Raw genomic sequence first — 16,353 nt, 5'->3', positions numbered from 1 at the left:
TTTTAAGGTCTGACAATGTCGGATCTTTTCTTTTATAATCAAATAGAGAATCCCTTGGAGATAATCATTTCCAAGGGATTCTTTTCCTATGTAGGTTTATAACTTTTAAACTTCTAAGAAAATTTAAAATTAATCTTCTTCGTTTTTACGACGTTTTATTGCTGCAAATAGACCTACTATTGCTAAACCTAGTCCTGCTAATTCACTATTATTTGCGGTTTCACCTGTATTAGCTAAACGTTTATATGTTTTACTAAATCCACTAGATTTCACTAGATCAATATTTCGAGAATTAGCTTGTGTTACTCGTACTTTATTAATCACATTGTTAGCACGTTTTCTGAAGATATGTGTAACAACATCCCCAGATTTACTAACTTCTGTTCTTATAAATTCATAACCTTCTATTTCACCATGATCAAATGCCTTATTTTCTTCACCAAGTTTGGTTGAAGCTTCAGCATCCGCAGGTTTCAATTCATTGCCATTCTCATCGATCCATCTAGTAATAATAAGTTTATTTTTTTGTACCTCTGGTTGAATTTCTGGGTCTCCGTTTACTCCTCCACTGAATTCTGGTAACATTGGTTGAACTTCTGGATCTCCGTTTACTCCTCCGTTGAATTCTGGTAACGTTGGTTGGACTTCTGGATCTCCGTTCACCCCTCCATTGAATTCTGGTAAAGCTGGTTGAACTTCTGGATCCCCGTTTACTCCTCCACTGAATTCTGGTAACATTGGTTGAACTTCTGGATCTCCGTTCACCCCTCCATTGAATTCTGGTAAAGCTGGTTGAACTTCTGGATCCCCGTTTACTCCTCCACTGAATTCTGGTAACGTTGGTTGAACTTCTGGATCCCCGTTTACTCCTCCACTGAATTCTGGTAACGTTGGTTGAACTTCTGGATCTCCTTTTGCAGTTTGTTTATTAGCTATAATTGTCACATCGACTTCATCTACCGTTCCATCTGGATATGTGATAGTTATTTTTGCAGAAATATTCCCTGGAGTATCAGTATTAGGAACTGTTCCATCTTTCCACTCTATTCTTGTTCCATCTGGTAGTTCTTGTACATTTCCTATACTATCTTTTGCATTTGGAACATCTCCATTTGTAATAGTTTGTGGTTTTGGTTGTGGATTGTAGTCATCTTTCTGTGGTGTTACTTCTACTGTTACAGGCACTTCTTCCGTACTATTGTCTGGGTATGTGATCAATACTTTTCCTGGTTTGCTTCCTGGTGTTGTATTTGTATCTGGTTTTTCTACCCATGTGTACGTTGTGCCACTTGGTAAGCCGTCTGTATTGATACTTCCTTCTGCGCTTGGGTCACTTCCATGTTTTGCCGTTGGATTTGGCTCTTTCGCAGTTGGTGTGAATGTGTCACTTTGTTTTTTAACTGTAATTGGTACTTCAACTTCGTCTACTGTTCCATCTGGGTATGTTACTAACGCTATTGTTGGATATTCTCCTGGTGTAGTTACTTCTGGATTTGTCTTCCATGTGATTGTAGTTCCACTTGGTAAGCCTGTTTTGTCTACACTATCTTCTGCGTTTGGTACTGTACCGTTATCCACTGTTTGTGGTTTTGGTTGTGGATTGTAGTCGTCTTTTTGTGGTGTTACTTCTACTGTTACTGTAACTTCTTCCGTACTATTATCTGGGTATGTGATTAATACTTTTCCTTGTTTGCTTCCTGGCGTTGTATTTGTATCTGGTTTTTCTACCCATGTGTACGTTGTTCCTTTAGGTAGGTTCTCAGTGTTGATACTTCCTTCTGCGCTTGGGTCACTTCCGTGTTTTGCGGTTTGGTTTGGCTCTTTCGCAGTTGGTGTGAATGTTTCACTTTGTTTCTTAACTGTGATTGGTACTGTGACTTCGTCTACTGTCCCATCTGGGTACGTTACTAACGCTATTGTTGGATGACTTCCAGGTGTACTTACATCTGGAGTTGTCTTCCATGTTACAGTTGTACCTTCTGGTAACCCTGTTTTATCTACACTATCTTCTGCGTTTGGTACTGTTCCGTTGTCCACAGTTTGTGCTTTTGGTTGTGGATCATATTTTCCTCGCATAGACCAAACTGTAATATTTACTAAAATTGATGTCGAATTTCCAGCTCTATCTCTTGCTATTATCGTTACACCATGCATTGTATTGTCGGATTTAATTTTCGGTACTTCTTGTACACCTTCCTTGAAAACAATTGTTCCAGTAGATTCATCAAAAGTTAAGAATTCAGGTAGATTTCTTACTTCAATCATAGAAATTCCACTTCCATTTGCATTGTCTTCTGCTTTAATCTTCATCGCAGGTAAAGTTTTATCTAATGCAGTTATTTCCCAGTTTTTATTTTCTATTGGAGCTGTAATAGTTGGTGGTGTTATATCTTTGACTTTTAACGGAATCGTTACTTCTTGTTCTGAACCATCAATATATATTACCTTTGCTTGAATTGTTTGGTCTCCATATGTTGTTGTGCTAATTGGTGCTGTTGATTCTACTTTTGAGATTTTCGCATTACCATTCTCACCTTTACCATTAGTCGCATTAACTGCTCCTTTTAACATATCAGATGTTACTTCTTCATTTTGATTTACTTCGATTTGTGTTCCAGTCGCAGTATATTCTTCGCTTACTTTTCTTACAGTTACATTTACTGTAACTACATCTTTTGATCCATCTGGATAAGTGATTTCCACTTCTCCGGTTGTTGAACCTGGTGTATTAACTACTGGCGGTGTTTTCCATATCACCGTTGTTCCATCTGGTAATCCTTGTTTATTTATACTATCTTCTGGATTTGGTGTTTGTCCGTAGTTTACCGTTTGATCATTTGGTTGAGGATTAGTCTTCGCACTTATTGAAGATACTGTAATTTTCGCAGTTCTTGTATTAACATTTCCTGCATTATCTTCAACACGAATATTCAAATTAAATTCTTTACTTGGAGTATTCTCTGATAGTTTTTCTACTTCTTGTTTTCCAGTCTTAAATTTAATTAAGTTAGTTGCATTATCATATTCTAAGTAATTAGGGAGTCCTTCTACACTTACTGTTTTTACTCCACTTCCATTCGCATTATCTTCTACCCTTACTTCCATATTTGGTAAAGTTTTATCTAATGCTGTCATTTCCCAGTTCGTATTTTCTGTTGGAGCTTGAATAGTTGGTGGTATTACATCCTTGACTTTTAATGGAATTGTTACTTCTTTCGTTGTTCCATCTTTGAATGTTACTGTCGCAGTAATATTTTGATTTCCATAGTTAACCGTGCTAATTTCCGCTTTTGGTTCTACTTTTGAAATCTTATCAGTTCCATCAATATTCCCTACTTTTGATGTCGTCGTCACTTTGGCTTTTAATTCATCATTTGTTACAGGAGTATTTTGGTTTACTACGATTTCATTTCCAGCTACATCATACTCATCATTAAGTGCACGAACATTTACCGTAACATTAACAGTATCTTTACTACCATCAGGATATGTAACAGTCACTACTCCCACTTTATCCCCAGGACCTTGTGTCGTACTTGGTTTTGTTTCCCATGTATAAGTTGTTCCTACAGGTAAACCAGATTTGTTAATACTTGCTCCCGCATCTACTTCTTCTCCATAACTTACTATTTTTTTTTCTGGATTCGAAGTTGCTTCATATTTTGTAGTCATTGACTTCACGGTGATTGTAACATTTATTGTTGTTTCGTTCCCTGCGTTATCTACTACCGTTATCGTTACATTATGTGGCTCTACATCTGTTCCTTCTGGTAAGTTTGGTACTGATGTTGTTCCTGCTTTAAACTGAATTGTTTTAGTTGCTTCATTGTATTCTAGGAATTCTGGTAATCCTGTTATCGTTGTTGACTTAACTCCACTTCCTCCAGCGTTATCCTGACTCGTTACAGCAATATTTGGATTTTCTCCTTCTACTGCGATTAAGTCCCAATTCTGTCCATTAGTTGGTGTTTGAATTGTTGGTGCTGTGATATCCTTAACTTTTAATGGAATTGTTACTTCTTTAGTTGTTCCATCTTTGAATGTTACTGTCGCAGTAATATTTTGATTTCCATAGTTAGCTGTGCTAATCTCTGCTTTTGGTTCTACTTTTGAGATTTTATCAGTTCCATTAATATTTCCTTCTTTTGATATCGCCGTTACCTTGGCTTTTAGGTCATCATTCGTTACTGGAGTATTTTGGTTCACTACAATTTCAGTACCAGCTATATTGTACTCATCACTTAACTTACTTATATTTACCGTCACTTCAACTGTATCTTTGCTTCCATCTGGATAAGTTACTTCAATCACTCCTGTACTAGTTCCTGGTGCTGTAACTACTGGTGGTGTTTTCCATGTTACATTTGTTCCTTCCGGTAATCCTGTTTTGTCTACACTTGCATTAGGGGAAGGTACTTGTCCATAACTTGTATTTTGTGGAATTGGCGTCGGATTCTTTTTCTCACTCATCGAAGATACTGTAATTTTCGCAGTTCTTTCACTGACATTCCCTGCTTTATCTTCCACGCGAATGTTCAAATTAAATTCTTTACTTGGTGTATTTTCTGGTAGTTTTTCTACTTCTTGTTTTCCTGCTTTAAATCTAATAGAGTTAGTTGTACTATCATATTCTAAGTAATCAGGAAGACCTTCTACACTTACTGTTTTTACTCCACTTCCGTTCGCATTATCTGCTGCACTTACTTCCATATTTGGTAAAGTTTTATCTAATGCAGTCATTTCCCAGTTTGTATTTTCTGTTGGGGCTTGAATAGTTGGTGGAGTCACGTCTTTTACTTCAAGTGTTATTGTTACAGTATCTGTTGTACCATCAAGATACGTTACAGTCGCATTAATTGTTTGATCTCCTGAGTTTATCGTATTAATAGTTCCAACAGGAGTTACAGATTTCACCTTACTAGCACCATTATTACTAATTGTCACCGTTGCTTTTAATTCTTCATTTGATACTAAGTCATTTTGATTTTTAACTATTTTAGTACCTGTTGGTTCATATTCATCACTTAGTTTTCTCACATTTACAGTCACATTAACTGCATCTTTTGAGCCATCTGGATATGTAACAGTTACTACTCCTGCTTTCTCCCCTGGTTCTTCTGTCGTACTTGGTTTTGTTTCCCATGTATAAGTTGTTCCTGCAGGTAAACCAGATTTATTAATACTCGCTCCCGCATCTAATTCTTCACCATAACTTACCGTTTGTTTTTGTTCATTAGGAGTTGCATTGTATTTCGTAGTCATCGATTTCACAGTAATTGTAACATTTGTTGTTGTTTCGTTACCCGCGTTATCTGCTACCGTTATCGTTACATTATGCGGTTCTACATCTGTTCCCTCTGATAATTTTGGTACTGATGTTACTCCTGTTTTAAACTGAATCATCTTAGTTGCTTCATTGTATTCTAAGAAATTTGGTAACCCCATTACAGTTATAGATTTAATTCCACTTCCTCCAGCGTTATCCTCACTCGTTACAGCAATATTTGGATTTCCTCCTTCTACTGCGATTAAATTCCAATTCTGTCCATTAGTTGGTGTTTGAATTGTTGGTGGAGTTACATCTTTGACTTTTAACGGAATCGTAACATCTTGTTCTGAGCCATCAATATATGTTACTTTTGCTTGAATTGTTTGATTTCCATACAACGCTGTATTAATTGGTGTTTTTGATTCCACTTTTGCGATTTTCGCATTACCATTGTCATCTTGTGCATTAATCGCATTAACTACTCCTTTTAACATATCAGATGTTACTTCTGCATTTTGATTCACTTCGATTTGTGTTCCAGTCGCAGTATATTCTTCGCTTACTTTTCTTACAGTTACATTTACTGTAACCACATCTTTTGAGCCATCTGGATATGTGATTTCTACTTCTCCCGTTGTTGAACCTGGCGTATTATCTACTGGTGGAGTTTTCCATGTCACCGTTGTTCCATCTGGTAGCCCTTGTTTATTTACACTATCTTCTGGATTTGGTACTTGTCCGTAGTTTACCATTTGATCTTTTGGTTGAGGATTAGTTTTCGCACTCATTGAAGATACTGTAATTTTCGCAGTTCTTGTATTAACATTTCCTGCATTATCTTCTACACGAATATTCAAATTAAATTCTTTACTTGGCGTATTATCTGGTAGTTTTTCTACTTCTTGTTTCCCTAATTTAAACTTAATTGAGTTAGTTGTACTATCATATTCTAAGTAATCAGGAAGTCCTTCTACACTTACCGTTTTTATTCCACTTCCGTTCGCATTATCTTCTGCCCTTACTTCCATATTTGGTAAAGTTTTATCTAATGCTGTCATTTCCCAGTTTTTATTTTCTTCTGGAGCTGTAATAGTTGGTGGAGTCACGTCTTTGACTTTTAACGGAATTGTTACTTCTTTCGTTGTTCCATCTTTGAACGTTACTGTTGCTTCAATATTTGTTTCACCGTATGCAGCTGTACTTACTTGTACTTTTGGTTCTACTTTTGAAATCTTATCTGCCCCATCAACATTCTCTACTTTTGATGTCGCCGTCACTTTGGCTTTCAATTCATCATTTGTTACTGGAGTGTTTTGATTTACTTCAATTGGTGCTCCAGTTACTTCGTATTCTGAACTTAGTTCATTTACTGTAACTTTTACATTTACTGTATCTTTTGAACCGTCTTTATACGTTACTTCTACTACTCCGTCTTTCTCACCAGGTGTTGTTGTTACTGGTGTTATTGTCCAAGCATATCTTGTTCCTTCTGGTAACCCTGAAGTATTCACACTTGTTGCTACATCTGGAGTCACTCCGTAACTTACTGTTTGTTTTTCCGAGTTTGGAGTTGCTTCGTATTTCGTAGTCATTGATTTCACAGTGATTGTAACATTTGTTGTTGTTTCATTCCCTGCATTATCTACTACTGTAATAGTTACATTGTGAGATCGTACGTCAGTTCCTACTGGTAAACTTGGTACTTGAGTTACTCCTGTTTTGAACTGAATCTTTTTAGTTGATTCATTATACTCTAAGAAGTCTGGTAACCCTGTTACTGTCGTTGATTTAACTCCACTTCCTCCTGCGTTGTCTTCACTTGTTACGGCTATATTTGGATCTTGTCCTTCTACTGCGATTAAATTCCAATTCTGTCCATTAGTTGGTGTTTGAATTGTCGGTGGCGTTACGTCTCTTACTTCAAGAGGAATTGTTACTTCTTGTTCGGAACCATCAATATATGTTACTTTTGCTTGTATTGTTTGTTCTCCATAAGCCTCAGTGTTAATTAGTGTTTTGGCTTCAACTGTTGCAATTTTGGCATTTCCATTTTCACCTTGCGCATTTACCGTAGTTACTGCTGCTTTTAACATATCAGATGTTACTGCTTCATTTTGATTTACTTCAATTTGTGTTCCAGTCGCTGTAAAATCTTCACTTACTTTTCTCACTGTTACATTTACTGTAACTACGTCTTTTGATCCATCTGGATAAGTGATTTCCACTTCACCAGTTGTTGTACCTGGTGTATTAACTACAGGTGGTGTTTTCCATGTTACATTTGTACCTTCCGGTAGTCCTTCTTTATCTACACTTGCATTAGGATCTGGTACTTTTCCATAACTTGTATTTTGTGGAATTGGTGTAGGTTCCTTTTTCGCACTCATTGAAAATACTGTAATTTTAGCCGTTCTTTCTCTAACATTTCCCGCATTATCTTCTGCTCGAATATTTAAAGTAAATTCTTGACTTGGTATATTTTCTGGTAGTTTTTCAACTGTGTCTTTTCCTGATTTGAATTTAATAGTGTAAGTTGCACTATCATATTCTAGATAATCAGGCAATCCTATTACAGTGACGTTTTTTATTCCACTACCATTTGCATTATCTTCAGCTCTTACTTCCATATTTGGTAAAGCTTTGTCTAATGCTGTCATTTCCCAGTTTGTATTATCTTCTGGTGTTTGGATAGTTGGCTTCGTTACGTCTTTTACTTTCAATGGAATGGTTACTTCCTTAGTTGTTCCATCTTTAAATGTTACTGTCGCAGTTATATTTTGATCTCCATAGTTGGCCGTGCTAATCTCCGCTTTTGGTTCTACTTTTGAAATTTTATCCGTTCCATCAACATTCCCTACTTTTGATGTCGCTGTTACTTTAGCTTTTAAATCATCATTTGATACACGATCGTTTTGATTTACTACGATTTCATTTCCAGTTACTTCGTATTCTGAACTTAATTCTTTTACAGTAACTTTTACATTTACCATATCTTTTGAACCGTCTTTATACGTTACTTCTACTACTCCATCTTTTTCACCAGGTCCATCTGTTGTGACTGGTGTTGTTTTCCAAGCGTAACTTGTTCCTTCTGGTAGTCCTGTTTTATTCACGCTTGTGCCTGCATCTGGAGTTTCACCATAACTTACTGTTTGTTTTTGAGTGTTTGAAGTTGCATCATATTTTGTAGTCATTGATTTCACAATAAAAGTTAAATGTGAAGTACTACTATTATTTGCATTATCTGTCACACGAATTGTAGTTGTATACGTTTGAGAATCTGTACCAACTGGTAATTTAGGAACTTCCTTAGTACCTTCTTTAAACTTGATGGTTTTAGTCGCATCATCATATGTTAAGAAATCTGGTAAGTCTGTTACCGTTGTTGACTGAACACCACTTCCTCCAGCGTTGTCATTAGACGTTACTTTTATTGGTGAAAAAGCTTTATCTAATGCAATTAAATCAACATTTTGACCATTTACTGGTGTTTGAATCGTTGGTGGTGTCACATCTTTTACTTCTAACGGAATTTTCACCGTATCCGTTGTATCATCAAGATAGGTTACCATTGCAGAAATTTCTTTTTCCCCTGCTTCAACAGTGTTGATTGTGCCGACAGGAGTTACAGATTTCACCTTACTAGCACCATTGTTACTGATTGTTACCGCTGCTTTCAAATCTGCATTCGACACTAAGCCATTTTGATTTTTAACTATTTTAGTAGCTGTTGGTTCATGTTCTTCACTTAGTTTTCGTACATCCACAGTTACATCAACCAAATCTGTAGAACCATCTGGATATGTTACAATTACTACTCCAGCCTTTTGTCCAGGACCAGTAGTTGTGTTAGGCATCGTTCTCCAAGTATACGATGTTCCTTCTGGTAATTCATTTTTATTTATACTTGTTCCTGCGTTTGGTGTTTCACCATAACTTACAGTTTGTTTTTGTGGATTGGCTGTTGCACTGTATTTAGTAGTCATCGATTTAACAGTAATCGCTACTGTTCTTTGACTAGAATTATTCGAATTATCTGTTACTTGGATATTAACATTATATATCTTACTATCTTGTCCAGCAGGTAGTTTCGTTACCTCTTGAACACCATTTTTAAACTTAATTGTCTTAGTTGCATTATCATATACCAAGAAATCTGGTAACCCAGTTACTGTTGTTGATTTAATACCTGTTCCACCGGCGTTATCAGCAGATATTACTTTTATTGGTGGCAATGTTCTGTCTAACGCGATTAAATCCCAATTTTGTCTGTCAGTTGGTGTTTGAATCGTTGGAGCTGTAATGTCTTTTACTTCTAGTGGAATATCAACCGGATCAGTAGTATTATCCAAATAGGTAACTGTCGCTTTTATGGTTTGTGGCCCTGCATTTGTCGTACTGATATTTCCGACTGGAGTAACCGATCTCACTTTACTGTTACCATTGCTACTGATTGTTACCGCTGCTTTCAGTCTATCATTTGTTACAGGTTCATTTTGATTGACAGTAATTGTCTTCCCAGTTGGTTCATGCTCATCACTTAACTTACGCACTTTTACGGTCACACTTACAGTATCTGTTGAACCATCTGGGTAAGTTACTGTTACAACTCCTGCTTTATCTCCAGGACCTGTTGTCGTATTAGGTGCTGTTGCCCATCCATATCTTGTGCCTGTTGGCAATCCATTTCTTTGAATACTTGTTCCTGCATCAGGAGTCTCACCATAACTCACTTCTTGTTTTTGAGGATTAGCAACTGCTGTATATTTTTGTGTTTGAGATTGGATATTAAAAGTAATATTTTTAGTCGCAGTATTTCCTTTTTTATCAACTGCCTTAACAGTCACTTGAATACTTGATTTACCAAGTTGGAAGTTATTCGGAATAACACCATTTATTTCAATTTTAGATTTTGCTGCATTATACGTTAAAGGTGCAGGAAGATTTTCTACAGTAACAGCAGTTCCATCTTTAAGTCCTACTCCTTTATTATTATCCTGTGCAGAAATATTTATCTCACTTGGTAACCCTTCCAACCTTGTTAGTAATACTGAATCTGGTGCTGTAATAGTTGGATTAATATTATCCACTATTTCTACCGGTATAGTTACAGTTTTCATCAAATGATTTCCACGAAGAATTTCAATTTCTTTATGTTGTACACCCGCAGCAGAGGTATCTACAGTCGATGAACCACCTTTCCAACGAACAGTTAATTCACTTGGAAGTGCTGAATTATCCGAAACAGTAATATAATTTCTTGCGTCTCCCAATTGACCAGATTGATTCTGGTTAATTTTCTTATCTTGTTTTCCTATAAAATCTAAAACTGTATAAGGAGTTGTTACATCTTTTGTTATTCCATTTTCATAAGTTGTCGTTACTACAACGTTTCTTGTTCCCGTTTGTTGTAAGTTAAAAGGTGTTTTATAAGTTACTTGAGCTGTCGACGGTACTTCATTTCCAGTTTTAGAACGTACTAATTGCCTTGGATTTGTATACAATTCTTTAGAATCACCAAAATAAGCTGTTATACTTTGGTGTTTTGCTTCTACATCATTCGTCGCATTTGTTTGAATTGTTTTAGGATTAAATCCATCTTTAAAGTGAATTGTCATCGTTGTACCATCAGCTGAAATTTCAGCATGGTCGAAGTCAACATGATTCGCACGATTGACGACATTCGGATGCTCAGCTTTAAATTTTTCAATCAAAGCATTTTTTTCATTTTCTGTTAAATGTCTAATATCATCTACGTAAGTAGGAGTTAAATTATTAACAGTATTACGCTCACTCTGAGGTTTGATAGTTAGAGTATAGGTAATTGTATTTTGTTTATATGTCCCATTTGCTCCAATTGTAATATGATAAGTACCTGGTGTTACATTTCCACCATCACCTATAGTTCCAACAAGAGCCATTTGTACTTCAGGATTATTTACATTCCAATAGTTAGCAGCAATATCTACTTCTTCTTTATTTCCTGTTCGGAAATCTTTATAAGCTACACGTAGTTTTAAACCTTTAACTTGATTAAGACCACTTATAACTCCTACTCTTTTTACATAATACGGAGTAGGATTTTCCTCTCCTCGTTTAGGGCCATTCTGATATCTTACTAACGGTTCCCCATTTCCTCTTTTACCATACGCTGTCATCACTGAGAATAAAGTATCCGAATTATAAAAAGTTAAATTTGTTCTATTTTCATTTACTAAGTTATTACTACCTTCATATTTATTAGCAATTGATGCTAACCAAATCGCTCTAAACCCACTCTCTCCATTTTTGTCAATGACTTTTCCATTTCGTGGGTCACGTCTTCCCGAATTAGCACGAGTAACTCTATTAGCTACTCTATTTCGAAGATAAATTGCTTCATTTAATAGTTTTTGAATACTTTCTTCACTATTATTATCAGTAGTTGGAAGTTTCTCAATAGTGTTAACTAGTTCTTTTTCTGAATCACTAAATTCATAGTTTATTTCACTAGCTAAACTATTAATTTCTTTCACGATATTAGTTGCTTTAGTAATTTTTTCATTATGTCTTCTAGCAACATCTTCTGTATTATTAACTTGTTGTTTTTCTTTAGTATCTTTCTCAGAATCTGATTTATCATCATCTTTCTTAATTTCTGATTTTTTGTCTCCCCTAGATTTATCTTCTAAATTCTCAAATACTACCTTTAAAAGTTTTACTTCTTTATCAATTTCTTCTTGAGTTATTTCTTTATTATCTAGCGCTTTTTCTGCACGTGACAAAACAAGATTAAGTTCTTTTACAGATTTTTCAGTTTTTCCACTGATGTCTGCTTTCTTAATCTTATCAACTAAATTCTTTAGTTCTTCCTTATTAGCTTCCTTTTTCAGGATAATCTTCTCTTTGCTTTCGCTTAAAGTATTATTTTCTAATGTTGTGTTGTTTAAACTTTCCGTTTGTTTCTCATCGTTTAATTCCGAAGTGCTAACTGCCGTATTTTTGTTACTTATATTATCTTGCTTAACAGATAATTCTGAGCTATTAATCTCACTTGCATATGTCACTTGCGGGCCATTAACACTTACTCCCCCAACAACAAAGAATAACGAACAACCAAAAAGTATGTGTTTTCCTTTTTTGACCATTCGCCAATTTTTTTGTTGTAGCCCTTGTCGATTAAATAACATCTCTTTTCTCCTTCATTTTATTCTTATATTTACGATATTATTAATATACATTATATTATATCTCTAATCCTTTAGATATTCAATACTTTCATATATAGAATACGTTATTGTCATTAAATTGAAACATTTAAAAGCATAATCTATTTTCAAGTATTTATTGAATTAACCATATATATTTTAAACAAAAAAACAAACAAATACAATTATTAAATAAAGAAATATAACAATAAATATTCAATGCGTTAAAAATAATTTTTTCAAGATGTATTATCAAAATAATCACCTCTTATTCTCTCTTCTATAGTTATAATGCAACTTTATATATTTAACAACACAAAAAGACTTAATTTTGCATTTAACAAAACTAAGTCTTTATAATATCAGTTATTAAATTAATTTACAGCATTCGCTGATGTTCCTGTCGTAATTACATCTACAGCAGCTTCTAATCCACCTTCTACTAGGTTCTGAATTGCAGTTTCTGTATAAAACGCTGTATGTGGTGTATAAATTACATCATCGCGATCGATTAGAGTTTGCAATAACTCATCATCGAATTCTTTTCCTTCAAAGTTTTTAGGAACATATTTACTTTCATTTTCATATACATCTAATCCTGCTCCAAGAATTTTTCCGCTATCTAAAGCACGTAACACAGCCTTAGTATCAACTAACATACCACGAGCAGCATTTAATAAAATTGAGTTATCTTTCATTTTAGAGATAAACTCATCATTTACCATGTGGTTATATTCTTTAATAGCTGGCATATGAATAGTTATTACATCAGAATTTGCAATTAAATCATCCAAATTCTCAACATAAGTTAAAACTTCTTTTGCCGCTTCATTTTTGTAAACATCATATCCTAGAACTTTAGATCCTAGACCATTAAATAATCTAGCAGCTTGAGTCCCGATTCTTCCAGTACCGATAACTCCCACTGTTAAAGTTCTAAGTTCACGAGATAAAATCCCTGGATTCCAAGAGAAATTATGTCTTTCTAAATTACGTTGAATTTTGTTAGTGTTTCTACTAATTCTAAGTGCTGTTGTAAGTACATGCTCAGCAATTGCATTAGGTGAATATGATGGTACGTTTGTCATTTTAATACCATATTTGTTCATTAACTCTAAATCATAAATATCAAATCCTGCAGAACGAGTCGCAAAGACTTTAATTCCTTGTTCGTGAGCATATTCATATACGTCGCTCTCAAAAGGTTTATTTTGCGCTAAAACTACACCTTGCTTTCCTTCTAATAAGTGTTTATTAGCAGATGAAAGTTCCTCTGTATAAACGTCAATTTCAACCTCAGGATGAGCATTTCTCCAACTTTCTAAAGCACTCTTTTCATCTTCTCTTAAATTAAAAAATACTAATTTCATATCTTTTCCTCCTGTTTACAAGAATGTTATTATTCAATATCTAAAATAAATATTATATTGAATATATATAATTAATTTTACCATAAAAAACTGTATCCTAAAATACTTTTGTCTTATTTTTCAATTATTTCTTTAATAATTTCAAACAATTCATAATTGTTTTGAACTTTTATATATATTTCAGTACCTGTAGAATATTCTTTATTATAACGATTTATCCAAATCGATTTCCATCCTGCATTATTCGCTCCAACTATATCATTTTCTAAAGAATCCCCAATGTAATATAAAGATTCAACTCCTAGTTGTAACTTTTCTTGCATAGCAGCAAATATTCTAACATCTGGTTTGTTTATTCCTAAATCACCTGAAACAATAATATTTTCTCTAGGAATCCATTTTTCAACGCCTAAAGCATCTACTTTCGTCCATTGATGATCGCTAGGACCATTAGTTATGACACCCAACTTCACATTATTCTTTTTAGCAAGTTCCAAAATACTTATCGTTGTATCAGACATTTTTAATTTTTGTTGATTATTCTTATATTGCCTTTGCATACTAAGAGCCTGTTCATCTGTTAGGTATACACCTAAATCTTTTGCCGCTTCTTGGATTCGATAAATATGATACTCATCCATCGTCATCTCACCATTTCTAGAAGCTTCAAATTTTACATCACTATAATATCTACTCAAGAGATAAAACTTTTCTATATCAATATCTATATCAAATAGACTTCTAAACGCATTTTCAAATGGAACTATCTGTTCATATAAAGTATCATCAACATCAAAAACAAGACCAATCATTTTATTCTCCTTGCACTAAAATCAACCCAATATCATTATAACACCACTAATAAGTTCAATAACTTAGTATTTTTTGTTATTCATTGAGTTGATTTTTAAAATTATTTAATTAACTTTTCTATTTTATTTTTATCTTCTTCTAATGTTGCACTACTCTCTAGTTTTTCTAAAGCTAGCTTTAGGAGTGTTTCTTTATACTCCATAAACTGTTTATCTGTCATTTCTTCTACATTATTTATGTTATCCATACTAATCTCCAATTCTAGACATATTTTATTCTTATTAATTATTATATCATATCAATAATTTTTTTATCACCAAATTTATTTTTCCAATCAATTTCAAAATCTAAAACAGACTTATCTGTATAAGGATGCCAAATGCTTGTTTCTATTAATTCAGGAGATATAGTTGCCGCTTCGGCTCCTTGAAGCAAGACTTCTTGAATCTGTCTTATATTTTTAAAACTTGCAGCCAAAATCTCTGTAGGATAATCTATTAATAAATCACTTATTACAGAAATTGTTTCTGTTGCATCTTGCCCGACATTTTCCATTCTATTTACATACGGTGCTACGTAACTTGCTCCATTCATAGCTGCAGCCAATGCTTGCATAGGACTTAAAACCGCTGTAGCCGTCACCTTAATCCCTTCTCTTGAACAAAGTTTAATAGACTCTAAACCAGCCTTTGTTACAGGAATTTTTATATGAAATGTTTCTCCAAAAAATTTTCTAAGTACTCTTGCTTCACTTAATATTCCTTCTACTTCACTTTCTGTTGTTTGTACATGAATTTCATATTTATTGTAAGTAAATTCCTTTAATTCTTTCAATATATTTTCAATATCTCCTTCTACCTTTGATAATATTGTTGGATTAGTCGTTATCCCTGTTATCTCTCTATATTTCGATATTTCTTTAATTTTCTCTACGTTTGCACTATCTATTAAAATCTTCATTATTATTCTCCTCTAACATATTTATAACTTCTCCTAAATTATTAACAATTTTATAAGCTTTTTCCTTACACTCATCATCTGGTTTAAACATATCAGGAACCATTATAACCTTAGCTCCTGCTGAACTACCAGCTATTACTCCAGCTTTTGAATCTTCTAAAACTAAACATTTTTTTGGTTCTACGCCTAAACGTTCAGCAGCTAATAAGAAGACATCTGGTGCTGGCTTACCATTTTTCACCTCAGCACCACTAGCAAATCCATCTATATATTTCTTCAATCCTGTTTTTTCCATATTGTTAATTATATGATTCATATTAGACGAAGAAGCTACGGCAACCTTATAATTATTTTCTTTCAAATATTTTAATAACTCTTCTATATACGGCATCTTTTTAGGCCCTGTAGTAAATAAAACATTTTCTATATATTTATAATGATCATCTACTAGTTGTTTCCCGCTAACATCAGAATTTTTGAAATAATTTTCCCAAAACTCATAAATACTTTTCGTAGTAAATCCTAATACCATAAGAGTTTCTTCTTTCGTCATATCATATCCTTGCTTTTTCGCACTATGAATAAACGCTTCAGTTGCTAAACTTTCCGTATCAACCATTAATCCATCCATATCAAATAACACAGCTTTTATATTCATATTATCAACCTCATTTTTAGTTCTATATATTTATTATAGTAAAAATAATTGAAATTCACAAACTACAAAAAATAGGGGAAACTCCCCTATTTCATT

6 protein-coding genes are annotated in these 16,353 nt (G+C 34.0%); all 6 read right to left on the bottom strand.

Annotated features, from left to right (window positions below; all coding sequences use genetic code 11):
* Positions 1–129: 129 nt before the first annotated feature.
* The 6 genes from FOC48_RS00575 to FOC48_RS00550 all read right to left on the bottom strand — a co-directional run bounded on the left by FOC48_RS00575 (position 130) and on the right by FOC48_RS00550 (position 16,257).
* Positions 130–12,438: a Rib/alpha-like domain-containing protein gene (locus tag FOC48_RS00575; protein ID WP_172497790.1), complete on the bottom strand. Its 12,309-nt coding sequence runs from the start codon at positions 12,436–12,438 to the stop codon at positions 130–132.
* Between the two features lie 392 nt (positions 12,439–12,830).
* On the bottom strand, positions 12,831–13,826 hold the full coding sequence (locus FOC48_RS00570; RefSeq protein ID WP_003147942.1) for a D-2-hydroxyacid dehydrogenase: 996 nt from the start codon (positions 13,824–13,826) through the stop codon (positions 12,831–12,833).
* 113 nt (positions 13,827–13,939) lie between these two features.
* Positions 13,940–14,638: an HAD family hydrolase gene (locus FOC48_RS00565; RefSeq protein ID WP_003147943.1), complete on the bottom strand. Its 699-nt coding sequence runs from the start codon at positions 14,636–14,638 to the stop codon at positions 13,940–13,942.
* 101 nt (positions 14,639–14,739) lie between these two features.
* On the bottom strand, positions 14,740–14,886 hold the full coding sequence (locus FOC48_RS00560) for a hypothetical protein (RefSeq protein ID WP_003147944.1): 147 nt from the start codon (positions 14,884–14,886) through the stop codon (positions 14,740–14,742).
* Positions 14,887–14,927: 41 nt separating this feature from the next.
* Positions 14,928–15,599, bottom strand: coding sequence for a transaldolase family protein (locus FOC48_RS00555; protein ID WP_003147945.1), 672 nt, complete (start codon positions 15,597–15,599; stop codon positions 14,928–14,930).
* Positions 15,580–16,257, bottom strand: a complete 678-nt coding sequence (locus tag FOC48_RS00550; RefSeq protein WP_003147946.1) for an HAD family hydrolase — start codon at positions 16,255–16,257, stop codon at positions 15,580–15,582. The genes FOC48_RS00555 and FOC48_RS00550 overlap by 20 nt, the downstream gene beginning before the upstream one ends.
* Between the last annotated feature and the right edge of the window lie 96 nt (positions 16,258–16,353).

Origin of the sequence: Gemella haemolysans, from assembly GCF_012273215.1 — a bacterium.
GTDB lineage: Bacteria > Bacillota > Bacilli > Staphylococcales > Gemellaceae > Gemella > Gemella haemolysans_A.
The sequence above is the reverse complement of the archived record's forward strand: the minus strand, read 5'-3'. Positions and strand labels throughout refer to the sequence as shown.

What these genes read in the sequence shown, in the direction of transcription:
- FOC48_RS00575 (WP_172497790.1), bottom strand. Translation starts at nt 12,438, where the DNA reads ATGTTATTTAATCGACAAGGGCTACAACAAAAAAATTGGCGAATGGTC.
- FOC48_RS00570 (WP_003147942.1), bottom strand. Translation starts at nt 13,826, where the DNA reads ATGAAATTAGTATTTTTTAATTTAAGAGAAGATGAAAAGAGTGCTTTA.
- FOC48_RS00565 (WP_003147943.1), bottom strand. Translation starts at nt 14,638, where the DNA reads ATGATTGGTCTTGTTTTTGATGTTGATGATACTTTATATGAACAGATA.
- FOC48_RS00560 (WP_003147944.1), bottom strand. Translation starts at nt 14,886, where the DNA reads ATGGATAACATAAATAATGTAGAAGAAATGACAGATAAACAGTTTATG.
- FOC48_RS00555 (WP_003147945.1), bottom strand. Translation starts at nt 15,599, where the DNA reads ATGAAGATTTTAATAGATAGTGCAAACGTAGAGAAAATTAAAGAAATA.
- FOC48_RS00550 (WP_003147946.1), bottom strand. Translation starts at nt 16,257, where the DNA reads ATGAATATAAAAGCTGTGTTATTTGATATGGATGGATTAATGGTTGAT.